This window comes from Citrobacter sp. RHBSTW-00671 (genome assembly GCF_014103415.1).
Taxonomy (GTDB): domain Bacteria; phylum Pseudomonadota; class Gammaproteobacteria; order Enterobacterales; family Enterobacteriaceae; genus Citrobacter.
The window spans coordinates 3419229-3440990 of record NZ_JABXPR010000001.1 but is presented as its reverse complement, the minus strand read 5'-3'; the positions used below and the strand labels follow the sequence as shown (position 1 = coordinate 3440990).

The window sequence follows — 21762 nt, the reverse complement described above, 5'->3', positions numbered from 1 at the left end:
CTGTTCCTTATACAGTTGCATCCCGCCATTGACCATTAGCGAGATTATCCAGCGTGTAATTCCCCATCGCATAACGAATTAACCGCAGCGTAGGAAATCCAACATGTGCTGTCATACGACGTACCTGGCGATTGCGGCCTTCATATAAGGTCACTTTTAACCAACGGGTAGGGATATGTTTCCGTTCCCGAATAGGCGGGTTTCTCGGCCATAGCCATGCGGGTTCTTCTACCACTTCGATACCAGCAGGCAGTGTGGGGCCATCGTTCAGCGTTACGCCAGTGCGCAGAGCGTCCAGCGCTTCGGGGGTTGGCTCACCTTCCACCTGGACATAATAGATTTTCCCCGTACGTTTGCCGGGTTGCGTCAACCGGGCCTGCAGCGCGCCGTCGTTGGTCAGCACCAGAAGTCCTTCGCTGTCGCGGTCAAGACGACCAGCAGCATAGACACCCTGAACAGGAATAAAATCTTTTAACGTTTTGCGTCCTGCTTCGTCAGTAAATTGTGGCAAAACATCGTATGGTTTATTGAACAAAACCACCCGTTTTGGCTGGTTTTCTTTACGCTGTTTAGTGACTTGTCGTGAGCTGAATCGCTCAACCCGGTGATTTCTAAAAGAAGTTTTTTGCATGGTATTTTCAGATTATATCAATTGCCGCATTATAGCCTAAGAACGAGTGTCTTTCATGGCGGCGAACAATAGGGTAGTATTGACACGCTCATTACAAATCATTAACAAAAAGTTGCTCTAACGCATCCGTGTAGCAGGACGCAAATGCACATGCAGCGTGATGACAGACGAGCAGAACCAGAAGCGCTCGAAGGAGAGGTGAATGGAAAGCAAAGTAGTTGTTCCGGCGGAAGGTAAGAAGATCACCCTGCAAAACGGCAAACTCAACGTTCCTGAAAATCCGATTATCCCGTTCATTGAAGGCGACGGTATCGGCGTTGATGTAACCCCACCGATGATCAAAGTTGTCGATGCTGCTGTCGAGAAAGCCTATAAAGGCGAGCGTAAAATCTCCTGGATGGAAATCTACACCGGTGAGAAATCCACTCAGGTTTATGGCCAGGACGTCTGGCTGCCTGCTGAAACCCTGGATCTTATTCGTGAATATCGTGTTGCCATCAAAGGCCCACTGACCACCCCAGTTGGCGGCGGTATTCGCTCTCTGAACGTTGCGCTGCGTCAGGAACTTGACCTGTACGTTTGCCTGCGTCCGGTTCGTTATTACCAGGGCACCCCAAGCCCGGTTAAACATCCTGAACTGACCGATATGGTCATCTTCCGTGAAAACTCAGAAGATATCTATGCAGGTATTGAGTGGAAAGCGGACTCCGCTGATGCTGAGAAAGTGATTAAATTCCTGCGCGAAGAGATGGGCGTGCAGAAAATCCGCTTCCCGGAACATTGCGGTATCGGTATCAAGCCGTGTTCCGAAGAAGGGACCAAGCGTCTGGTTCGTGCAGCAATTGAGTACGCCATCGCTAACGATCGTGATTCTGTTACCCTGGTTCATAAAGGGAACATTATGAAATTCACCGAAGGCGCGTTCAAAGACTGGGGTTACCAGCTGGCGCGTGAAGAATTCGGTGGTGAACTGATCGATGGCGGTCCGTGGGTTAAAATCAAGAACCCGAAAACCGGTAAAGAGATCGTAGTTAAGGACGTTATCGCCGATGCGTTCCTGCAACAGATCCTGCTGCGTCCCGCTGAGTACGACGTTATCGCTTGTATGAACCTGAACGGTGACTACATCTCCGATGCGCTGGCTGCACAGGTTGGTGGTATTGGTATCGCACCGGGTGCGAACATTGGTGACGAATGTGCACTGTTCGAAGCCACCCACGGTACGGCACCGAAGTACGCAGGCCAGGATAAAGTGAACCCAGGTTCCATCATCTTGTCTGCAGAAATGATGCTGCGCCACATGGGTTGGGTAGAAGCAGCCGACCTGATTGTTAAAGGTATGGAAGGCGCAATCAACGCCAAGACCGTAACCTATGACTTCGAACGTCTGATGGACGGCGCTAAGCTGCTGAAATGTAGTGAGTTTGGCGACGCAATCATCGAAAACATGTAATCCAGATTCTGGGTTGTGTGAGAACGGGAGCCGAGAGGTTCCCGTTTTTTATTATGAGTATCCGAACGGTTATCAAAATTTTATCAAAACAAGTTATCAAAACGAAATCCCGGTGCCTGATTTTTTAGTAAGCGTGTTGCAGCATAAGGTGTTCCTGTCTAACCAAGGAATTGGTCAATAGTCGTTTTCAAAAACAGTGGATAACCTTTAATCAGCACTACAACTTTGTTATGACGATTTCTACATATGTAACCTTCGCGCAATGCGATCTAAGTAAAAAAGAAGCTGACGAAGCATGCATTCAAGTTTGTAAATAGACTGTTTAAAATGATGGAATAGCATTATACTGTTCATACATACAGATATTGTTGCTGATCAAATTTACATATAACTATTCTGACTCTACATTGATATGATATTGAGATAATGGATAAAAATCTCAGAGAAGTAATAAGTTTTATTCTTTCTCTAACGAAAGTAGAACATTTAATAATGTACATATCTCATAAAAAAGAGCAGTTCCAGGTTGGATATTTAAAAGCGTTAGCTTCATGTGCTGGGTTTGATACTGGAAGATGGGATGTTGATAATGACTGTATAGATGTAACATTAAAAGGTGTCGGATATCCAAAACCAGGTAGACGAAACCCTTGCATCGATATCCAAATGAAGGCTACACAGCGTTTTGAGGAGCAAGGAGATTTTTATCTCTATGATCTAAACGTCAGGAACTATGATCACTTACGTGATGAGTGTGTGTCTTCTCCCCAATACCTTATGGTTTTGCACCTGCCTGAGTTGGTCAGTGACTGGATTAATGAAGCAGGAAGTGGAATTACTCTTAATAATAAATGCTACTGGTTATCATTAAGGGGATTACCAGAGTCTTCGAATTCAGCTACTGTAAGAGTTAAAATACCGAAAGATCAAAAGGTTACAGTTTCATTACTTCAGTATTTGATGGAACAAGCAAGTATTATGGGGCTTAAAGCATGAAGATTGAAAACGAGAAATTCATTGCTACGGCTGATTTTGGAAAATATTTATCTATCAATGGTTGGTCTTTGACAAGTAGTAGGGATAGTGTTTTTAACATATGGGAGTCAGATGACCATCCAGATTATGAGGTATTACAACCACTCAATCCGATAGCCTCAGATTTCAAGAGAAGAGTCCTTGATTTGATTGATGTGTTATCTATAACACAAAGTAAAAGTACGGATAGTATAATTTCTGAGTTAAACGAAGCCAGTGATGACATAATTCGGATTAGGGTTATACATGAGGATGTGGTAGACGGTTCCATACCATTCAATGATGGTGTGGAATTATTCATTAAAACTAAGGAACTTTTAATTTCATCTGCCAGATCACTAATTAAAGCTCAGAAAGGTATTTATGGTGGTAAAACACCCAAAATAGTTAGTGAGTATTTTGATAGTTTAAAACTATCACAGACTGAAATTGGTAGTTATGTGTTAAAAATTGAATCGCCAATTTTTTTCACCACGAGTGATCAGGAAGACCACTGTTCAATACCCTTTGGTCGGAGTGTGTCAGAACGTGTAGTACATAGCGTTTCTAAATTAGAACAAGCCGTTAATTTGTTCAAGGATAATAATAATTACAGACACTTTGAAGAGGTTGTTAAATATGGAGTAAATGCATCATTATGCGCTGCAATTATTGGTCTGAGCGGTTCTAATCACAATCGTTCTATTGAGATATCTATTCAGCCTTCTCCCTTTGCAAATATGGAAAATTTACGCACTAAATCCATAAAAATATGTGCGTCTGACATTCCGTTTATTGAGAGAGCAAGGGGGTATTATTCAAATCAATACTCAATTCCGAATTATACTTTAATCGGGAAAGTTATTAAGTTAGCTAGGGATAATGATTTTGGTCATGGTATCGCAACTATATATGAGCGTAGAAATGGGCGTAATTTTAAAAGGCGAACTGTTGAGTGTTCTCTTGATGAAGTTTCATATAATAAAGCAATCGATGCTCATAGCAGATCCCTATCGATTCATCTTACTGGTATGTTGATAATTTCAGGCAGGAAAACACGTTTGATGAATGCTCGTTTATTAAAGAGAAGCGAGAAACTTATTTTAGATTAACCTGTATTAGTCGCGACTTGATCTGACATATGACCTTGAAAGGTTGAGAGTTACCGGTTTTGATATGGGTGTCGAATCCTTATACAAAACACGAGGTAACTCTCATGCTTCATACTACCAATCCCGTCATTAAACACAAAACAGGTTTGCTCAATCTGGCTGAAGAACTCAGCAACGTGTCTAAAGCCTGTAAAATCATGGGCGTCTCCCGCGATACGTTTTACCGTTATCGCGAACTGGCTGATGAAGGCGGTGTGGATGCGCTGATTAACCGCAGCCGACGCGCTCCCAATCTCAAAAATCGTACCGACGACGCAACTGAGCAGGCCGTTATTGATTATGCTGTCGCGTTCCCTGCGCATGGCCAGCACCGGAGCAGCAATGAGCTGCGTAAACAGGGCGTTTTTATCTCAGGAAGTGGTGTCCGCTCTGTCTGGCTGCGCCACAATCTTGAAAATTTCAAAAAGCGTCTGAAAGCACTGGAAGAAAAAGTGGCTCGTGAGGGGATAGAGCTGACCGACAGCCAGATCGCCGCACTGGAACGCAAAGCCAGTGATGACGAGGTCTGTGGTGAAATTGAAACCGCTCATCCGGGTTATCTGGGCTCTCAGGACACGTTCTACGTGGGGAACCTGAAAGGTGTCGGGCGTATTTATCAGCAGACGTTCGTTGATACGTACTCGAAGGTTGCACACTGCAAGCTGTATGTCACTAAAACGCCGATCACTGCAGCTGACCTGCTGAATGATCGCGTGTTGCCATTTTACGCGTCTCAGGGCCTGCCAATGCTGAGAATACTGACCGACAGGGGCACAGAGTACTGTGGCAAAGTGGAGCAGCATGATTACCAGCTTTATCTGGCAATAAATGATATCGACCACACAAAAACCAAAGCAATGTCGCCGCAGACAAACGGCATCTGCGAACGGTTCCACAGGACGATATTGCAGGAATTTTATCAGGTGGCGTTCCGCAAAAAACTGTATGGCGAACTTGGCGCACTACAATCGGATCTTGATGAATGGCTGGCTCACTATAATAATGAGCGAACCCATCAGGGGAAAATGTGCTGTGGCCGAACGCCAATGGAAACGTTACTTGATGGAAAACGCATCTGGGCTGAGAAGAATTTAAGCCAGATGTAATCTGACAGATACCTGTATAAATAACCGGTAACTGTCAGATCAGGTCTGAGCTAATACACCTGATACGCAGGGTTATTGCTCGATCATCACGCCGACTCTGCCAGTGGTAGACAGTTTTGCTCTGTATCAGCAACCCGCATCCCCGACGGATACTGATACGGTAAGCCTCACGCAGAAAATATACTGCCTGGCGCTTCTGAGCCGGCCTCCGAACCACATCTTGCAGCATCTCCTTGTCCAGACTCAGATCGGCCACCAGTTTCTTCAGCCGTTGGTTTTCATCCTCCAGTTGCCGCAGACGCCGCAATTCTGTCACATCCAGACCGATAAATTTCTTCTTCCAGTTGTAAAAAATGACCTCAGAAATCCCCATCTTTCTGCAGACTTCCCCGACGCGGGTGCCGATTTCGGCCTGTTTCAGCGCAAACGCGATCCGTTCTTCGGTATAACGGTCTTTTTCATGGCGATGTACCTCTCTGTGAGATAGAAGAAAGACCGGAGACTTCAGTTTAGCCAGGCACTGTTTTCAGGGAGGAGGTCATACTTGTAAAAAAGTGGACATAGGCCAAATGCCTCACAAAGATGACGTTTGCTAACGTTTAAGATAAATGAAAAATACAATACAACCAATTTATTAGTTTGGCATTATAGAAACTCACTCTCTGTTATTAGAATAAATAAATATAAAACATGACGTTACGCTGCTAAAGCCTGTGGTTTTCAGTAAAAATTGAAAAAGTAAAATACCATGCTACGATAAGTATTAATGGTGTGTTCATTGTTCTATGGTATTAATATGAATACTATTAAAAGTGTGTATGATTTATTAGTTCATGTTAAAACAAATAGGAGGCTTCCAGTCCAAATCGATATTGCATGCGGCGAGGTGAGGTTAAAAGGTATTGCCACAACAATAGAGTCTTTGATGGGAGCCTTGAAAAAGATATCCATAATAATGGATGAAAAAGAAAATCTGGATTTAGATGAAGTTAAGAGAGTTTTAATAAGTTGGGAAGGTAGTGGTGGGGGATTCTCAGGCGGTGGGGCTTCAGGAGGATGGTAAAATCTATCTTCTTTATTTTTTGAATGAAGCGGAACCATTTGATGAGTATTATGTGATTTTAAAGAGTTAGTGCACCCATTGAAGACTTTTAAACTACTTGATAAGTAAGTTTTATTTTGGTCATGATTTTTTGAAAAACAATCAAAGGTGGATAAGATGAAATTGAAAACTCCCACAGAGCTTGTTGATTACATTGAATTGAATTTTTCAAAACCACAACCTGAGCTTTTTAAACTCGTAAATAAACCACTTAACTCCAAAAATATAACAGGGCAAGGGCAGTTAGTCGTAAAACTTATGGCCGATGAATTGTATCTTCACTTAAGTAATCAGGCATGGTGTCACGAAAATGCTAAAGATCTTGGAGTTCTTTGGGATTTATTAGAACAACATCAATGCTTAGCCGGAGATTTTTACTCAAAGTTTAAATCTGAAATGATAAAACCGCTCGGCGAAGGTGGTGGGGCGACGACAACTACAACCACCAGTGGGGGTTGCCCGAATTGGTAATTCCACAGCTTAGTGATTTGACAATTCGTATTGTTGATGCAAACACAATTGTCATAAGCACAAAAACATCATTAAGGCACCGAGTGTTAACACTGCCAGATTTGGTTTCTGACCTTGCAACCTTATTTAGTTTAATTTATGAGGAAGGTGGGGCAGAAGAGTCACTTGACAGAAGAGTGGCCTTTTTACGGTTAGCTCTCATAACAATAAACCAAGACTCAAAAGAAATTCTTGTACCAAATCTAACAATTAACACATGTCTTGAATACTCAAAATGTAGGGTCACAACATTAGCAAAATTGAAGGAGGTAGAGGGCTCAAATGCCATTATAATTGCTGATAAACGTCAAGAGTTCTTAAATTTAGATAATGAATTCAAATACTTTGAAAATTTTTCTTATATTAGATTTATATCTTATGGAAGTCAATCAGGGGTAGTAACCCCTTTTTTTCAAAACACTAAAATTTGCAATTTATGTCTTAGGTTTTTATTTGCAAATGCAAATGATTCCCCTGATATCCATTTAATGGGAGGCGAAGATCTTAGAACCACTTTGATATCACTTTCAAGAACTCTTCAATTAAAAGAAGATGACTGCATAGAGTTTAATGACAATGGTGACTTGAGAATAACTCCATATGCACCATATATTGGTTGTAAGGATTGTATATGATGAAGATCGAACAGCATGTGGATAGTGTTACGTGTGAAGTCGCTAATCGATTCTCCGTTCGAACAACAATTTTTGCCAGACTGAGCGAAAAGCGTGTTTATCACGCTGAAATTTCTGGATATGGCTTTGGTGAGTGTTTACTTGGAGCAAAACAGCGGTCCCTTGGTGAGGCAATTGAAAGAATGGCTTTTTTTTACTCCAATAAGTGGTGTGACATATTTCTTTCTAATAGCTATTTAATACCCGAAGAATTGTACTGGATGGCACACGACGAAGCATTAAAACTTGAAGCCAGACAGTACGTATTATGTATTAATGGTGAATCTTTAAATGGCGAGCTAGTACATATTCCCGCAGTGTGTGCCATGACATTACCACATAATGATGATGCTATCTCAAGAACAAGTACAGGTTGGGCATTTCACCCGAACTTATCTATAGCGAAAGAGAAAGCTTTATTTGAAGTGATTGAGAGAGATTTAAATGTCAGGTTTTGGCTTGGACTTATGCCGCCATTAGGTAAAATATCAGCCTCATCAATAGCTGATATTAGAGAAATCAAGACTGACTCTTGGTCCGTAGAAACTGGGGTTCTGGCGGTTCATCTTTATGACAAATCGATAGCGTATTGGGTCATATGTGCTTTCGTAACAAACGAAGCACCTTATGTTGCTGTTGGAACAGCTATTTCAAGAACAAAAGAAGGGGCGTTAAGCTCAGCATTTGATGAAATGGTTGCAACTCGCGTATATCAGTTTGATAGATATCTATCACCTATTGATAAGTACCCAGATGGCGATTATGCTCAACATACTTGGCGTGCTTGCATTGATCCTAAAATGCCTGGTATGGTCATGAAAAATTTAACGCAAAAAGATGAACAAGAGCTACCTTCTATTTCATATGTGGGACGGCGAATTTTAATTTCTAAATTGGAACTTCCACGGCAATTCGAGAGTTTCGGACATGTTGTCAAGGCTTGGGTTGATGGATGCGCCCCACTTCCAGCATTAGGCCAAAATTATCGTGTGCCTATACGGTCCACAGCTAAAGATATTTTTGCTATGGATTATTCTACAATTTACACACACCCATTTGCCTAACATGAAACGATGCTCAAACAATTTAATTACTACAAATTCAGCAACTGCCGATGCCTGCATATCGGCCATAGAAATGATGATTACTGAACGTGAACCTTTCAGACGAGTGGGATATCCCCGAGGAGGAGGGTTTGACCGATTAATTATTACGGTCGTAAAAGCTCCGGACCTCATAGAGGAGGGAGTTCAACCCGCGATGGGACACACTTGGTGGCTTGGGCCACGTTGTATCCGAAAGCACGATGTATCGTTTTCTATTTTTCCGAGTTTCTGGTTTGATAATCAAGGATATAAATTACCTAATGCATTGGTTATTGTCGGCGCCAGGTCTTACCGTGGAGAAATTAAATATGGATTACCAAACAAATTTTTTGCCATGATGGAAGTGGGTGTTTTCTTGGAAAGCTTACATCTTGCGCTTTGCGAACAGGACATTTCAAATCATTTAGTTGGAAGCGTCCGCGTAGACACGATTAATCAGTTTATGCGAATGCCTCCAGATGTCGATGTCGTGTCAGCATTAGTATGTTAGTTGTTATTTTATAACTTATTATGATGTCTTGCTAAACACCATTATGTGAGCTCCTCAGTATTTATGATGCTCCTTGTTTAGAATAAGCGAACTGTTATCGTAAAAATAAGACAGTACTGCGCTTATCATTTTTAGGTCAAAAGCTGTGGTAACAATCATAATTTTGAATTTACGCTTTGTATTAATCTTGTGGATAGTCCTTATGGGGTTGACCCAATCCACCTAATTTAAATGCTCTCAAAAAATTATTTTCTATCTGGTCCAATGTCCGCTTCTCGCTGTGAGTTCAATCGATGGATGCAGCACACTTATTGAACTGCTCTGCGGGTGATTCATAGTCTGGCGTTTTTGTCAGCCTTTCGTTGAGCTGTCTGGCAACACTGTTAAGTCTTTGCTGGCTGTTGTTTGCGGCCGCATTGAGAGTGACTAATGAGGCTCCTTTGCATATCCCTTGTTGTTCACTCACCGTCTGGTTGGTGTCTTGCTGATGATTCTAACTTATTGTTATTAATGATAATATTATGGCGCTGTCTAATCATGATTGGGGCTGGCGGGAGTTGAACCGACCGCTGGTATAAAGAACATAGAAAATGAGTTATTTTTTCAAAATTGCCTCAGCCATCGCCCTCAGACGATCTATTTGAACGTTTATTTCCGAAACAATTTCTTCAGGTTTCAGTCCCTTGTTAGATTGCACAAAATCTCTAATTTGCATCATTTGATGTGCACGAATTTCTAATTCACTATAAATACTTAGCTCGTCAGGATCATCTTGCGATTGTTCACCTGTTTCAAATTCTACATAGGTATGTGGCGGATTGTGATAAACACGAGAAATCGGAGTTGGCCACCCCTCCTCGCCGGTCACTACGTCCGCATCGAATGGCACAGTTTTGTCAATCTCGATTAATTTCTGAATGAGAACAGAAGTTTTCAAGCGAACCTCCATAGCCCTAAAGTGGTTATCAGAACGATAAGTAAACTATACAAAATCAGCGAGTTATGGTGAAGACGAAAAAACAAGTTTAGACACTTGTTAAGAATAAAAACCTTTTAATTCAATTGGATATAATAAATTGCTAAATCTACTGCTGCGCCACATGGGTTGGGTTGAAGCGGCTGACCTGATTGTTAAAGGTATGGAAGGCGCGATTAACACGAAAACCGTAACCTATGACTTCGAACGTCTGATGAACGGCGCTAAGCTGCTGAAGTGTTCAGAGTTTGGTGACGTGATCATCGAAAACATGTAATCCAGATTCTGGGTTGTATGAGAACGGGAGCCGGGTGGTTCCCGTTTCTTTAATGGAACTCGACGGCGATTAAAACCGCTTTAAACCTGCTGTGGCTCGGAGCGAATATAGGGGGCACTGCGCCAGATTTGTGTTTTGTACCCTCATGGTATTTGTGATGAGTGTTGGCGAACATAAATTGATATTTACGTCTGGCCTGTGCTGTAAGTTCAATGGGGCGGTTCTTGCCAGGTTATCTCGACCCGACACGCCATCGTATTTTTTATGGATAAGCAGCAAAACCAGACCCTGGTGATTCATTGCCCCGCACTCATTCGATGAGGGGGGCGAAACCCTCGGTTGGAAAAACAATATCCTGCCGTTGCCTGAAAAAATAGACCTTTATATTTGTGCGTGTTTATTTTTACCGCCTAAACAGGTGGCTTATTTTTTGTACGCTGATGACGAAATTTACTGTGTCTCAAATAACAGTAATGGCTTTTTTAAACAATATCAAAAAATAAATTTAGATTAACTCTTTGATTTTAAAGGGGTAAAATGTGGATGGGTTTACAGTATCAATAATCGCTGGTTAGCATGTGTAAATAGCATAATAACTAAATTATAATTCTCTTACATTCGATAGATTGGTGAGGTTAGAATGCGGTTAATTGTCATGTTGTTAAGCTTTGTCGTCACTACCCAGGTCTGGGCTGGTGAACTTTCCAAACCTGTCGGTAAAGTCCTTTTAACCGTGTCCGGTAATATAGAAAATACCAATGAAGACGGGAAAGCCGTTTTTGATATCGCCAGTCTCGAAAAACTGGGCACGGTAAGTTTCCAGACCACCTCTCCCTGGTATAATGGACGCACTACCTTTACGGGTATCTCGCTGCAAAAGCTCATGGATTATGTCGGGGCAAACGGTTCTGTTGTTAAGGTTACTGCGCTCAATGACTACACCACCGTTATCCCACTCAGTGATTTCAAGAAATATAATGTTATTCTTGCGCTAATAATCAACGGAGAATATATGCGCATCCGTGATAAAGGCCCGCTATTCATCGTGTATCCCTATGACAGTATTCCTGAACTGAATAATCAGATTTTTTATTCAAGGTCAGCATGGCAGGTCAGCTCAATGAAAATTGAGTAGGGGTTCAGAGGACCATCATGAACAGAATACTGGCTGGCATTATATTCTTCCTTTTTATATCTACCGGATATATATCTTTCCTTGTGCACGAAAGACAACAAGAGCTACAGAAACTGACTCACTACACCGACTCATGGTCTGCTGTTCAAATGGTATCAGAATATTACCGATTTGAATCATGGCTTGGTCTCTACATTAGTGATGATACGATAACGCTTGATGCAGTGCGCCTGCGTCTCGACATTATGCTCAGCCAGAGCGATTTAATAAAAGAAGGCGATTTAGGACATTATATAGAAAGCAATCCAGCGCATTATGAACTGGCTATACAGCTTGAAAAAATGCTTAATTATCTGGATGTTCATCTTGAGAAAATGAACCGTTCAGAACTCAAGGCATATTTGAAAGAAATGCATGCGCTTGATGCACCGTTAGCCCGTCTTTCATCCGGTGCATTAGATAAAGATGTTAGCTCGATTAATAATACAAATACTAACATTCAAACTCTGTACTATATTTACTCGGCAACTTCAGTACTGCTTATAATATTGAGTGCGATACTGGGGATTTTGATTTTTTTCCAGAACAGAAACATTTTGAGAGCACATCTCCAGGTTAAGTGCCTTGCTGAGGAACTTCAGGAATCTAAAGAAAAACTGCAGATCCAGAATGCAAAACTGGAGTATGACGTTTATCACGACTCGCTCACCGAGATGAATAATCGCCAGTTGTTCTGGGGGGATTTAAATAAAACCATCGCGGTGGCAGAAAAAAACAATGACTCTGTGACGGTGATGTTGTTTGATTTAGATCGATTCAAAGAGGTAAATGATACGTATGGCCATGACGCCGGTGATATGTTATTGCGTCAGATATCCCATCGTTTGATTTCTATGAGCCAGGGTTCAGACACGTTATATCGCTTAGGAGGCGATGAGTTTGCGTTTCTTTCGAGCGGTCTGACAGAGAGTCGTGCCGTTTCCCGAGCCCAAAAAATATGTGATTTTATCAACCAACCCTACACTATTTATAACGCAATTATAAATATAACCACTTGTGTTGGTATTGTTATCTCAGAAACTGAACGCCGTTCCGACTACCTTTATAAATTTGCCGATCTGGCTCTTTATGAAGCGAAAAATGAAGGCTCGGGTAAAATAAAAGTCTTCCGGCAGCGGATGTTAGAAAAGCTGCAAGAAAGCAGAACGCTTGAGCATGATATGGCAATGGCCATAGTGAATAAAGAGTTCGTGGTTTATTATCAGCCTATTGTCGATTCTTTCAGCCAGGAAATTTACAGCTATGAAGCTCTTATTCGTTGGATACATCCGCTAAAAGGACTTCTGTCGCCGGATAGTTTTATTCCTGTTGCTGAAAAAACAGGCATGATTAACGAGATGGGAAAATCTGTGCTTGAAATTGCTTGCCGGGAAGCGGCTTCCTGGGTGATACCGGTTAAAATTTCAGTCAATGTTTCACCTGTCCAGCTAAGCAGCAAGGCCTTTGCCGGAATTGTGCTGTCCATTCTGAAAGAAACCGGACTTCCGGCAGACCGTCTCGAGCTGGAAGTGACGGAATCCTCTCTCTTTACCGAGAGCAATACGCCGATGAATACACTTAACAAGCTCAGAGCCCTGGGGGTAAAAATTTCCATCGATGATTTTGGTACCGGCTACTCTTCTCTTTCGCGACTGAGTCGGCTTGCCTTTGATAAAATCAAAATAGACAAGTCGTTTGTGCATTCGATATCTACCCAGGAAGACGCTCTTAATATCATCAGGCTTATTACGGGTATGGCGAAATCGCTGAATATGAAAGCTGTTGCAGAAGGTGTCGAAACAGAGGAACAACTGGCGAGCCTTCAGGCTCTGGGCTGCGATTTCGCGCAAGGGTATCTGTTTGGTAAACCGCAGCCGGGTATCAATGGGAAAATCAGAAACGGTTAAATCGCGCCCGTTCCTCGTGCCCTGGTGATACGCTAAATCAGCGTAACGACGACGCACTTGCCAGCGCTAAGACGTTGGCAATTGCCGCTTTCGCTTGCGGGCTGTTTTTCCAGCACGTCGAGCCGACCATACACGCCGCTTGCTGGGTAATCTCGTCGACAGTAGAGTTGTTGAGATCGGCAAGCGAGTGGAAACCAAGTTGCTCAAGCCGCTCGATGACTTTGGGGCCAACGCCTTTTAATGACAGAAGAGCCTGACGCTCAGTGGTTGAAAAGGGCATTGTCTCTCCTTACGTATGCGCAATACTGACAATCCGCTTACGAAAATACGCTGATAGCGGCCAGGCTATCAGTTATAGCCTGGCCAACAGGGGTAAGCAAAACTAGAACTGGTAGTTTAAGGATACCCAATAGTTACGGCCCGGGTTGACGTATCCGGTCGTGGATTGTGCCGTCTGATAGTAGTCGCCGGCATAAGTACTATTGCGGCCAACCTGATACAGTGTGACGTCACTAAAGTCTTTATCCAACACGTTGTTCACCGCCGTATTCAACGTCAGTTCTTTGGTCAGCTTATAAGACATCCCCATGTCCAGAACGGTCCAGGCTTTTAAATTTGCGCCTTTGTCGTCATACACCGCCTTCTGGACAGCGCTGAGGTTGTCGTAATTCTCCGTATAGCGTGGAGCCTTACCGCGATAGCGAGCGCTCAGCCAGGCGTTCATATCTTCCGTTGCCTGCCAGTTCAGACGGGCGTTCGCCATGTGTTTCGGGGTATAACTCAGCGGCGCGCCTTTATTCTCGCCATCTTTTTGCTTGCTCTGGGTATAGGTGTAGTTGAGAGATAAACTCAGCGAGTCCGACCACAGTGGGAATGTACTGGCAAACTCGATACCATCGGTTCTTGCTTTACCGCTGTTGGTGTAGCTGTTGGTATTATCATCGATAGAATACGAAACGATTTTATTTTTGTATTCAGTATAGAAACCCGTGACGTTGGCGTTCAGCCCAGCGTCATTCTCATAGTAAAGCCCGGTTTCGTAACTGGTACTTTCTTCAGGTTTAAGGTTCGGGTTCCCGACGGTATTGACCGTTCCCTGTGCCGTCACGCCGCTGATGCCGTTATGAAGTTGGCTGAGCGATGGCGCTTTATAGCCCGTTGTGACACCGCCTTTGAGGGTCCACTCGTCGGATACGTCCCAGACCATATAGGCGCGTGGGCTGAGGTGCCCGCCAAAGACGTCGTTATGTTCATAGCGTGTCCCCACGGTTAAGGCCAGAGAATCGAGGATATGCCATTCATCTTCAGCATAGGCCGACCATGTTTTCTGGTGGAATGTCTCGCCGGTATTGGCCAGCACGACACCGTCCTTCATGCGGGCATCCCAATATTCCCCCCCGAGAGTCAACAGGTGCGAGTCACCTAACGGCGTCAGCAGCATGGAATCCAGAATAACGTTGGTGTTCTTCAGTTCACGCGCGTCGCCAGCCCGGTTCGCGTTCTCTGGTGTCAGTGCCGAGGAGACCAGCTGGCGGCCTTTGTTCTCCGTTTCATTCCAGCCCACAGAGGACTTCCAGGTCCCAAATGTTAATGCGGTATCGTGGCCGAGCGTCACTTTGTTACGTTCATAACGCAGCGTCTTATCATATCCGCCGGTCAGATTGCCAAGCTGTCCATCATCGTTATCGTAGCGTTGTCTGGCAGAATCGAGATCCAGCCACAACGTATTGCGGTCGCTGGTTTTCCAGTCCAGACGAGTACCAATATTGTAATTCTCGGATTCCGTAGGATACGGCACGCGGGTGGAAGAGGTATCACTCAGCGAAGTGACACTGGAGCCTTGACGCTGCGTGGTGCTGCCGCGAACCTGCATATCCAGTACACCTGCGATCAATGGGCCGCTTGACCAGAAGTTGGCGACTGTGCTGTTACCCCATTTATTACTTTCTTGCAGGTTAACGCCGGTATTAATGGACGTGCTCCATTTATCGGTGCTCTTTTTGGTGATGATATTGACGACGCCGCCAATGGCATCGGAACCGTATAACGTCGACATCGGGCCGCGGATCACTTCAATATGGTCGATTGCCGCCAGTGGAGGCATAAAGCTGGTGTTCATGGCCGAAAAGCCGTTCGGTGTCACGTCGCTGCTACCATTTTGACGGATACCGTCAATCAGGAGCAGGGTATAGCTGGCGGGCATGCCACGGATGCTAATTTCCAGACCGCCGGTTTTACCCGTGCTGCTTTCGACATCCACACCTTCCACAGAACGCAGCGCTTCACCTAAATCGTTATATTTATTGGTTTGTAACTCTTGCTGTGAAATAACGGAAACGCTGGCAGCCGCGTTGGTGATCTTTTTTTCGTAACCCGAAGCGGTTACTACCATCACGTCTTCAGCGAAGACAAAGGGGCTGGTAAACCCTATACAGGACAGAACGACAGAGGCAACAGGTTTTAAACGCATAGTCAAACTTCCTTTGTTAAAAATTCAAAGGCAGTAAGATAATTGATGAAAATGATAATACAAATAATTATCATTATATATTTACATAACTTGTCACTTACTGTGTCTTTCTTTAATAAACATACATAAATTGTCATGAGTTTGAGGTAGGTAAAAACCGAAACTGGTGAATAGTTTTCCCTGCAACTATTGCTTCTTATTTAATATAAAGCCGAATAAATACGGTGATTTTGCTTAGCCACTTCAGCGAAGTGAAAGGTGACAGCGCAGGGTATTAGAAAGTCGTATGATGTTTTTTAAAAATCGTCATACTTTTCTGCGCTGTATCATTTTTTTCGGTATGACTGTCCGCCATAATCCCTTCCCCAGGAGACCGTCTAACGTAAATTGTTCGTTAAACGAGATAAAAATAACGTAAATCTGGATAAGAGAATGATTAAAGGCAAGCTGGCACTGCTGACGTGCGCACTGACTCTCGCATTAACCTCGCCACTCCTCGCTGCGCAACATGCAGACGAAGGCCAGACGTTAAAACTGGCCATTGGGCCCGAGCCGACGGAGGGATTTGACCCAATGTTGGGCTGGAGCCATGGCAGCTATCTGCTGTTGCATGCGCCTGTGTTAAAGCAAAATGCGGATATGAGCTGGGGAAACCTGCTGACGGAAAAAGTGGTGACCAGTGCCGACGGCAAAACCTGGACGCTGACGCTTAAACCCGATCTCAAATTCTCTGATGGTTCACCGTTAACGGCTGAAGATGTGGTCTTCACCTATAACAAAGCCGCAAAAAGTGGTGGAAAAATTGACATGGGGAATTTCACCCATGCCCGCGTGATAGACAACCGCACGGCAGAAATTACGCTTAGCCATCCGCAGAGCACTTTTGTGAACGTGCTCGGTTCGTTAGGTATTGTTCCGGCAAAACAGTATGACGAAAAATCATTTGCCAAAAATCCGATTGGCGCAGGTCCTTACCGCCTGGTGAGCTTTCAACCGGGGCAGCAACTGATCGTGGAAGCAAACCCGTGGTATGCCGGTAAGAAGAATGATTTCAACCGGTTAGTATTTGTCTTCCTCGATGAGGATAACGCATACGCCGCAGCGCGTAGTGGTCAACTGGGACTGGTACGTATTGCGCCGTCGATGGCGGTAGCACCGGCACAGCAGAATTTAAAACTGTGGGTTCGCGACAGTGTAGAAAACCGCGGTATTGTTTTCCCAATGGTTCCGGCTGGGAAGAAAGATGCTAATGGTTATCCGGTTGGGAACGATATTACAGCCGATATTGCTATCAGGCGTGCGATCAATTACGCCATTGACCGTAAGCAACTTGCCGGGCAGGTTATGGAAGGTCATGCAATCCCCGCGTATAGCGCGGTTCAGGGATTGCCATGGCAGGGGACTTCGGTGGCATTCAAAGATGGTGACGCTGAAAAAGCCCGCACGATTCTGGATCAGGCAGGCTGGAAAGTGGGCAAAGACGGTGTACGGGTGAAAGACGGTAAAGAGGCGCGTCTGACGTTGTGGTATGCCAGCGGCGACAGTACCCGTCGTGATTTAGCCGAGGCCGTGCGCGCCATGCTGGAGCCGGTAGGCATTGCAGTGTCGCTACAGTCGGGTAGCTGGGAAACCGTTGAACGCCATATGCATGCGAATCCTACGCTGTTCGGCTGGGGGAGTCTGGACCCGATGGAGCTTTTCCATCACTACAGCGGGCAGGCGGCAGGTGTGGAGTATTACAACCCGGGCTACTACAGCAATCCGGTGGTCGAGCAACATCTCAAGCAGGCCATTGATGCACCAGACTGGCAAAAAGCGTTGCCTTTCTGGCAACAGGTTGAGTGGGATGGTAAACAAGGCGCAGGCGTACAAGGGGATGCCGCATGGGCATGGCTGCTGAATATTCAGCACACCTATCTGGCGAATCCGTGCATTGATCTGGGCAAAGGTGCACCGGAAATTCACGGTAGCTGGTCATTGCTCAACAATCTTGATGAATGGACCTGGACCTGCCGTTGATGAAGTCTGTTTTAGGCCATGTATTCCGGCTGATAGTGTTGTTAGTGCTGGTCGCGGCTGGCACTTTCATCTTGCTCAGCTTTTCGCCGGTCGATCCAATTCGGGCCTATATTGGCAACGATTTGCTGCATGTTCCGCCGGAGCAATATGCACGTATTGCTGCGCGTTGGGGCCTGGATCAACCACTGTGGGAGCGTTTTTTCCACTGGTTCTTACGCGTACTACAGGGCGATCTTGGTTACTCGATGTTGTTTAATGCCCCTGTTGCCAGCGTGATTAAGGAGCGGTTTGCGACCTCGTTTGCGCTGCTGAGCGGTGCGTGGTTGGTTTCCGGTTTATTGGGCACGACAATGGGGTTTGTTGCCGGCCGCTACCTGAACCGTTGGCCGGATAAAGCCATCTGCCGACTTAGCTATCTGCTTTCTTCCTTACCGACCTTTTGGATAGGCATGCTGCTGTTGGCGGTATTTGCCGTGCGCTGGCCGCTGTTCCCGGTCTGTTGTGCGTGGGAGCCGGGAAATAGCAGCGATATGGCAACGCTGACAGAACGTCTGCGCCATCTGGTTCTCCCTGTTTGCGCACTCAGCCTGCTGGGGCTGGGGCAAATTACGCTGCACACGCGGGAAAGTATCGCCAGCGTGATGAAAAGCGAATTTGTCCGCTTTGCGCGTTCGCAGGGTGACAAGGGGTGGTCGCTGTTGCGTCACCAGGTTCTGCGACACGCCATTACGCCAGCGCTATGTCTACAGTTTGCCTCGTTGGGCGAACTGTTGGGCGGTGCGTTGCTGGCTGAAAAGGTTTTTGCCTATCCGGGGCTGGGGCAGGCTACCATCGATGCCGGATTACGTGGCGACCTGCCGTTACTGATGGGGATTGTCTTGTTCAGTACCGTACTGGTGTTTATGGGTAACTCTCTCTCTGCCTGGTTTGTCCATGTTCTGAATCGTGCGCTGGAGCGACCCGATGCTCTATAATCCGACGCCGACGCTTGTTCGTCTTCTGCTGTCCGTGAGCGGCCTGTTATTTATTGCAGTATATGGCGCGGCCACGCTGGATAATCCGTTGAACGTGAATCTTCTTGCCCGTCATCTCCCGCCTGATGCGCTGTACTGGTTCGGTACCGACAATCTGGGGCGCGACCTGTGGGTTCGTTGCTTTCAGGGGGCGCTAACCAGCCTGCAAATCGGTATTGGCGCGGCCCTGTGCAGCGGATTCATTGCGTTACTGATGGCGGCGATTTCTCGTTTGCATCCACGCCTGGATGTCGTTATGCGTCTGATCACTGATGCGATGCTGTCCATGCCGCACCTGCTGCTGCTGATTTTGATCTGTTTTACGTTAGGCGGCGGGAAAAGCGGGGTGATTATGGCAGTTGCGCTCACACACTGGCCGCGGCTGGCATTGATTTTACGTGCTGAAGCGGAACGCGTGGCCCACAGTGATTATCTGACACTCACCTGGCGACTGGGACATGGCCACTTTTACTGCTGGCGGCATCACTATTTACCCGCGCTATTGCCCCAGTGGCTGACAGGAACGTTGCTGATGTTCCCTCATGCGGTATTGCACAGTGCCGCGTTAAGTTTCCTTGGCTTCGGGCTGGCACCCCACGAACCTTCGCTGGGACTGTTGCTGGCAGATGCGTTGCGGTTTATCAGTCATGGCGATTGGTGGCTGGTGCTGTTTCCAGGGCTGATGCTATTTCTCCTTGTGATGCTATTTGATCAACTTGCCCGGGCGGTACAGCGTTTATGGTTGAGAGGTGATACATGTTGAGTTTGCAGCAGATTTCGCTGGAAGTGGCGCGTTATCGCTGGTACGGCGCAAAAAAATGGTCCTCGTTGCTGCAGGATGTCTCCTTTGATGTTGCGCCGGGCCAGATGGTGGCGTTAGTGGGGGGCAGCGGTGAGGGTAAGAGCCTGCTGCTGCAATGCCTACTCGATCTGTTGCCGGAAAATTTGCGCTTTCATGGCAAAATTACCCTTGATGGAAAAATGCTGGATAACAATGACATCAGGGCATGCCGCGGCAATACGTTTAGTTATGTTCCGCAGGGTGTGCAGGCGCTGAATCCGCTGCTGTCTATTGAAAAGCATTTACGAAGAGCCAGCCAGCTTTCCGGTCAAGCGTGGAATGCAGGGAAAATTGAACGCTTGCTTGAACGTCATCATCTGGAAACCACCGTGTTAGAGGCTTTCCCACGTCAGCTTTCGGGAGGGATGGCCAAACGCATTCTGGCGTGTCATGCCGCGCTCAGCCAGGCGCGTTATATTCTTGCCGATGAGATTACCGCCTGGCTTGATGCGCCTCTGGCAAATCAACTGCTGGAACAGCTACGCGGCCTGTGCGAGCAGGGTGCGGGCGTTTTATGGGTAACACATGATCTCACTCTGGCTGCACGTCACGCAGATCGCATTGTCGCGCTACATCAAGGAACGGTGTCGGATAATGTCAGCCGGGAACAGCTTTTGCGCGGTGAAATTAGTGAACATCTGCAACGGCAATGGCGAGCGCTGCCCGAAAGAAATCAACTTTTTGGAGAGCGGTATGCTGTGCTGTCGTAATGTGTTCATTCGTCAGGGAGGTAAAATACTGTGGCAAAATCTCTCGTTCTCGCTTTCCCCAGGGGAGCGTATTGGGATTTGCGCACCCAGTGGAACCGGAAAAACAACGCTGGGACGTGTGCTTGCGGGGTGGCAAAAGCCGACCTCCGGCGAGGTTCTGGTTGATGACCAACCGTTGCCGCGCCATCAATATTGCCCGGTACAGCTCGTGCCGCAGCATCCGGAATTAACCTTTAACCCCAGACGGAGTACCGGTGATGCGGTTCATGATGCCTGGCGGCCAGATGCAGAAACGCTTGCCCGACTGCATATTAAGCCGGAATGGCTAACGCGTCGTCCCGGACAACTTTCGGGCGGTGAGCTGGCGCGAATTGCCATACTGCGGGCGCTCGACCCGCGAACGCGTTTTCTGATTGCCGATGAAATAACTGCGCAGCTCGATCCCTCTATCCAACGGGATATCTGGGCGCTGCTGCTTGAAGAGTGTCAGCGCCGTCCGTTAGGTATGCTGATTATCAGCCATCAACAGGCATTGCTTGATCAGATTTGCACGCGAACGCTACTCTGTCCGGATAACTCCTCAGATTAAACCACTCACTGGTCAATAACATGAAGATAAAATCGATGGTTATGATCGCGACCCTGTTGTGGGCCGCGGTGCCGATGGCAAATGCCTCTGTTCAGGTAGGTTTTTCACCGGAAGGTTCGGCGCGGGGCTTAGTTCTCGATACCATTCATCATGCGCGGCACACTATCGACGTGATGGCGTATTCCTTTCAGTCTGCGGATATTGTTCAGGCGCTGGTAGATGCAGAAAAAAGAGGCGTTGTTGTCCGGGCAGTGATCGATAAAAAACGTAATCAGGGGAAAGTCAGTCAGCAAGCGATCGCGTTTGCGACGGCCAACGGTATCGCTATCGAGTTGGATGATCACTATCACATACAGCACGACAAGACCATGATTGTTGATGGCGACACGCTGGAGACCGGTTCGTTTAATTTTGCCAAATCCGCCGAATTTGCGAATTCTGAAAACGTGTTGGTAATCCGTGGAGAGCCTGACGTTGTGGCGCAGTACCAGGCCCATTTTGACAGCCGTTGGAAAATTGCCCGCCAGCATGGTTGAGTGACGCAAAACA

General features: G+C 45.9%; 21 protein-coding genes and 2 pseudogenes. 18 read left to right on the top strand and 5 right to left on the bottom strand.

Annotated features, from left to right (window positions below; all coding sequences use genetic code 11):
• Positions 1-7 precede the first annotated feature (7 nt).
• Positions 8-631 carry a 23S rRNA pseudouridine(2457) synthase RluE gene (gene rluE / locus HV261_RS16565; protein WP_137382936.1) on the bottom strand — a complete coding sequence of 208 codons (624 nt, stop codon included), beginning with the start codon at positions 629-631 and terminating at the stop codon, positions 8-10.
• A 202-nt stretch (positions 632-833) separates the two neighbouring features.
• On the opposite strand from rluE, the gene icd reads away from it, so the two are divergent.
• The 4 genes from icd to HV261_RS16545 all read left to right on the top strand — a co-directional run bounded on the left by icd (position 834) and on the right by HV261_RS16545 (position 5355).
• Positions 834-2084 (top strand): NADP-dependent isocitrate dehydrogenase, encoded by a 1251-nt coding sequence (gene icd, locus HV261_RS16560; RefSeq protein ID WP_202038883.1) that lies wholly within the window; start codon positions 834-836, stop codon positions 2082-2084.
• A 426-nt stretch (positions 2085-2510) separates the two neighbouring features.
• Entirely contained in the window at positions 2511-3080 is a 570-nt protein-coding gene (locus HV261_RS16555) for a DUF4365 domain-containing protein (protein WP_003841894.1), read from the top strand.
• Positions 3077-4210, top strand: a complete 1134-nt coding sequence (locus tag HV261_RS16550; protein WP_202038882.1) for a type 2 periplasmic-binding domain-containing protein — start codon at positions 3077-3079, stop codon at positions 4208-4210. Before HV261_RS16555 ends, HV261_RS16550 begins: the two co-directional genes overlap by 4 nt.
• Before the next feature lie 104 nt (positions 4211-4314).
• Positions 4315-5355, top strand: coding sequence for an IS481 family transposase (locus tag HV261_RS16545; protein WP_202037196.1), 1041 nt, complete (start codon positions 4315-4317; stop codon positions 5353-5355).
• Positions 5356-5392: 37 nt separating this feature from the next.
• Here HV261_RS16545 and HV261_RS16540 read toward each other — a convergent pair.
• Positions 5393-5863: pseudogene (locus HV261_RS16540) on the bottom strand (transposase); the annotation flags it as partial.
• 288 nt (positions 5864-6151) lie between these two features.
• Here HV261_RS16540 and HV261_RS16535 point away from each other — a divergent pair.
• The 5 genes from HV261_RS16535 to HV261_RS16515 all read left to right on the top strand — a co-directional run bounded on the left by HV261_RS16535 (position 6152) and on the right by HV261_RS16515 (position 9237).
• The gene (locus HV261_RS16535) at positions 6152-6418 is read left to right on the top strand and encodes a hypothetical protein (protein ID WP_202038881.1); all 267 of its coding nucleotides are present in this window, start codon (positions 6152-6154) and stop codon (positions 6416-6418) included.
• Positions 6419-6574: 156 nt separating this feature from the next.
• A complete protein-coding gene (locus HV261_RS16530) occupies positions 6575-6928 on the top strand; it encodes a hypothetical protein (RefSeq protein WP_202038880.1) in 354 nt (117 codons plus the stop codon).
• An 83-nt stretch (positions 6929-7011) separates the two neighbouring features.
• On the top strand, positions 7012-7602 hold the full coding sequence (locus tag HV261_RS16525) for a hypothetical protein (protein ID WP_202038879.1): 591 nt from the start codon (positions 7012-7014) through the stop codon (positions 7600-7602).
• Entirely contained in the window at positions 7599-8705 is a 1107-nt protein-coding gene (locus HV261_RS16520) for a YcaO-like family protein (protein WP_202038878.1), read from the top strand. The genes HV261_RS16525 and HV261_RS16520 overlap by 4 nt, the downstream gene beginning before the upstream one ends.
• A 73-nt stretch (positions 8706-8778) precedes the next feature.
• On the top strand, positions 8779-9237 hold the full coding sequence (locus tag HV261_RS16515) for a hypothetical protein (protein WP_202038877.1): 459 nt from the start codon (positions 8779-8781) through the stop codon (positions 9235-9237).
• Between the two features lie 595 nt (positions 9238-9832).
• Here HV261_RS16515 and HV261_RS16510 read toward each other — a convergent pair.
• Complete coding sequence (locus HV261_RS16510; RefSeq protein WP_326929156.1) at positions 9833-10174, bottom strand: hypothetical protein; 342 nt, start codon at positions 10172-10174, stop codon at positions 9833-9835.
• A gap of 148 nt (positions 10175-10322) precedes the next feature.
• Between HV261_RS16510 and HV261_RS16505 the strand changes: the two are divergent.
• From HV261_RS16505 to HV261_RS16495, 3 genes and pseudogenes are all read left to right on the top strand, one after another.
• A pseudogene (locus HV261_RS16505) lies at positions 10323-10490 on the top strand (NADP-dependent isocitrate dehydrogenase); the annotation flags it as partial.
• Between the two features lie 640 nt (positions 10491-11130).
• The gene (locus HV261_RS16500; protein WP_202038875.1) at positions 11131-11625 is read left to right on the top strand and encodes a putative pterin-binding protein; all 495 of its coding nucleotides are present in this window, start codon (positions 11131-11133) and stop codon (positions 11623-11625) included.
• Positions 11626-11642: 17 nt separating this feature from the next.
• Positions 11643-13571, top strand: a complete 1929-nt coding sequence (locus HV261_RS16495) for a putative bifunctional diguanylate cyclase/phosphodiesterase (RefSeq protein WP_202038874.1) — start codon at positions 11643-11645, stop codon at positions 13569-13571.
• A 37-nt stretch (positions 13572-13608) separates the two neighbouring features.
• Here the strand turns inward: HV261_RS16495 and HV261_RS16490 are convergent, their stop codons facing one another.
• Positions 13609-13851, bottom strand: a complete 243-nt coding sequence (locus HV261_RS16490) for a helix-hairpin-helix domain-containing protein (RefSeq protein ID WP_202038873.1) — start codon at positions 13849-13851, stop codon at positions 13609-13611.
• A 102-nt stretch (positions 13852-13953) separates the two neighbouring features.
• Positions 13954-16041: a TonB-dependent receptor gene (locus tag HV261_RS16485; protein WP_202038872.1), complete on the bottom strand. Its 2088-nt coding sequence runs from the start codon at positions 16039-16041 to the stop codon at positions 13954-13956.
• A gap of 432 nt (positions 16042-16473) precedes the next feature.
• Between HV261_RS16485 and HV261_RS16480 the strand changes: the two genes are divergently transcribed.
• The 6 genes from HV261_RS16480 to HV261_RS16455 are packed head-to-tail and all read left to right on the top strand — an operon-like array spanning position 16474 to position 21749.
• Positions 16474-18060 (top strand): ABC transporter substrate-binding protein, encoded by a 1587-nt coding sequence (locus HV261_RS16480; RefSeq protein WP_202038871.1) that lies wholly within the window; start codon positions 16474-16476, stop codon positions 18058-18060.
• Positions 18060-19034 (top strand): ABC transporter permease, encoded by a 975-nt coding sequence (locus tag HV261_RS16475; RefSeq protein WP_202038870.1) that lies wholly within the window; start codon positions 18060-18062, stop codon positions 19032-19034. Before HV261_RS16480 ends, HV261_RS16475 begins: the two co-directional genes overlap by 1 nt.
• The gene (locus tag HV261_RS16470; protein WP_202038869.1) at positions 19024-19836 is read left to right on the top strand and encodes an ABC transporter permease; all 813 of its coding nucleotides are present in this window, start codon (positions 19024-19026) and stop codon (positions 19834-19836) included. The genes HV261_RS16475 and HV261_RS16470 overlap by 11 nt, the downstream gene beginning before the upstream one ends.
• Entirely contained in the window at positions 19830-20624 is a 795-nt protein-coding gene (locus HV261_RS16465; RefSeq protein ID WP_202038868.1) for an ATP-binding cassette domain-containing protein, read from the top strand. Before HV261_RS16470 ends, HV261_RS16465 begins: the two co-directional genes overlap by 7 nt.
• On the top strand, positions 20608-21213 hold the full coding sequence (locus tag HV261_RS16460) for an ABC transporter ATP-binding protein (protein WP_202038867.1): 606 nt from the start codon (positions 20608-20610) through the stop codon (positions 21211-21213). Before HV261_RS16465 ends, HV261_RS16460 begins: the two co-directional genes overlap by 17 nt.
• A 20-nt stretch (positions 21214-21233) precedes the next feature.
• Positions 21234-21749, top strand: a complete 516-nt coding sequence (locus HV261_RS16455; RefSeq protein ID WP_202038866.1) for a phospholipase D family nuclease — start codon at positions 21234-21236, stop codon at positions 21747-21749.
• Positions 21750-21762: the final 13 nt, after the last annotated feature.

Bases quoted from the DNA above. Each gene is read 5' to 3' on its own strand.
- rluE (WP_137382936.1), bottom strand. From the start codon at position 631: ATGCAAAAAACTTCTTTTAGAAATCACCGGGTTGAGCGATTCAGCTCA.
- icd (WP_202038883.1), top strand. From the start codon at position 834: ATGGAAAGCAAAGTAGTTGTTCCGGCGGAAGGTAAGAAGATCACCCTG.
- HV261_RS16555 (WP_003841894.1), top strand. From the start codon at position 2,511: ATGGATAAAAATCTCAGAGAAGTAATAAGTTTTATTCTTTCTCTAACG.
- HV261_RS16550 (WP_202038882.1), top strand. From the start codon at position 3,077: ATGAAGATTGAAAACGAGAAATTCATTGCTACGGCTGATTTTGGAAAA.
- HV261_RS16545 (WP_202037196.1), top strand. From the start codon at position 4,315: ATGCTTCATACTACCAATCCCGTCATTAAACACAAAACAGGTTTGCTC.
- HV261_RS16535 (WP_202038881.1), top strand. From the start codon at position 6,152: ATGAATACTATTAAAAGTGTGTATGATTTATTAGTTCATGTTAAAACA.
- HV261_RS16530 (WP_202038880.1), top strand. From the start codon at position 6,575: ATGAAATTGAAAACTCCCACAGAGCTTGTTGATTACATTGAATTGAAT.
- HV261_RS16520 (WP_202038878.1), top strand. From the start codon at position 7,599: ATGATGAAGATCGAACAGCATGTGGATAGTGTTACGTGTGAAGTCGCT.
- HV261_RS16515 (WP_202038877.1), top strand. From the start codon at position 8,779: ATGATGATTACTGAACGTGAACCTTTCAGACGAGTGGGATATCCCCGA.
- HV261_RS16500 (WP_202038875.1), top strand. From the start codon at position 11,131: ATGCGGTTAATTGTCATGTTGTTAAGCTTTGTCGTCACTACCCAGGTC.
- HV261_RS16495 (WP_202038874.1), top strand. From the start codon at position 11,643: ATGAACAGAATACTGGCTGGCATTATATTCTTCCTTTTTATATCTACC.
- HV261_RS16490 (WP_202038873.1), bottom strand. From the start codon at position 13,851: ATGCCCTTTTCAACCACTGAGCGTCAGGCTCTTCTGTCATTAAAAGGC.
- HV261_RS16485 (WP_202038872.1), bottom strand. From the start codon at position 16,041: ATGCGTTTAAAACCTGTTGCCTCTGTCGTTCTGTCCTGTATAGGGTTT.
- HV261_RS16480 (WP_202038871.1), top strand. From the start codon at position 16,474: ATGATTAAAGGCAAGCTGGCACTGCTGACGTGCGCACTGACTCTCGCA.
- HV261_RS16475 (WP_202038870.1), top strand. From the start codon at position 18,060: ATGAAGTCTGTTTTAGGCCATGTATTCCGGCTGATAGTGTTGTTAGTG.
- HV261_RS16470 (WP_202038869.1), top strand. From the start codon at position 19,024: ATGCTCTATAATCCGACGCCGACGCTTGTTCGTCTTCTGCTGTCCGTG.
- HV261_RS16465 (WP_202038868.1), top strand. From the start codon at position 19,830: ATGTTGAGTTTGCAGCAGATTTCGCTGGAAGTGGCGCGTTATCGCTGG.
- HV261_RS16460 (WP_202038867.1), top strand. From the start codon at position 20,608: ATGCTGTGCTGTCGTAATGTGTTCATTCGTCAGGGAGGTAAAATACTG.
- HV261_RS16455 (WP_202038866.1), top strand. From the start codon at position 21,234: ATGAAGATAAAATCGATGGTTATGATCGCGACCCTGTTGTGGGCCGCG.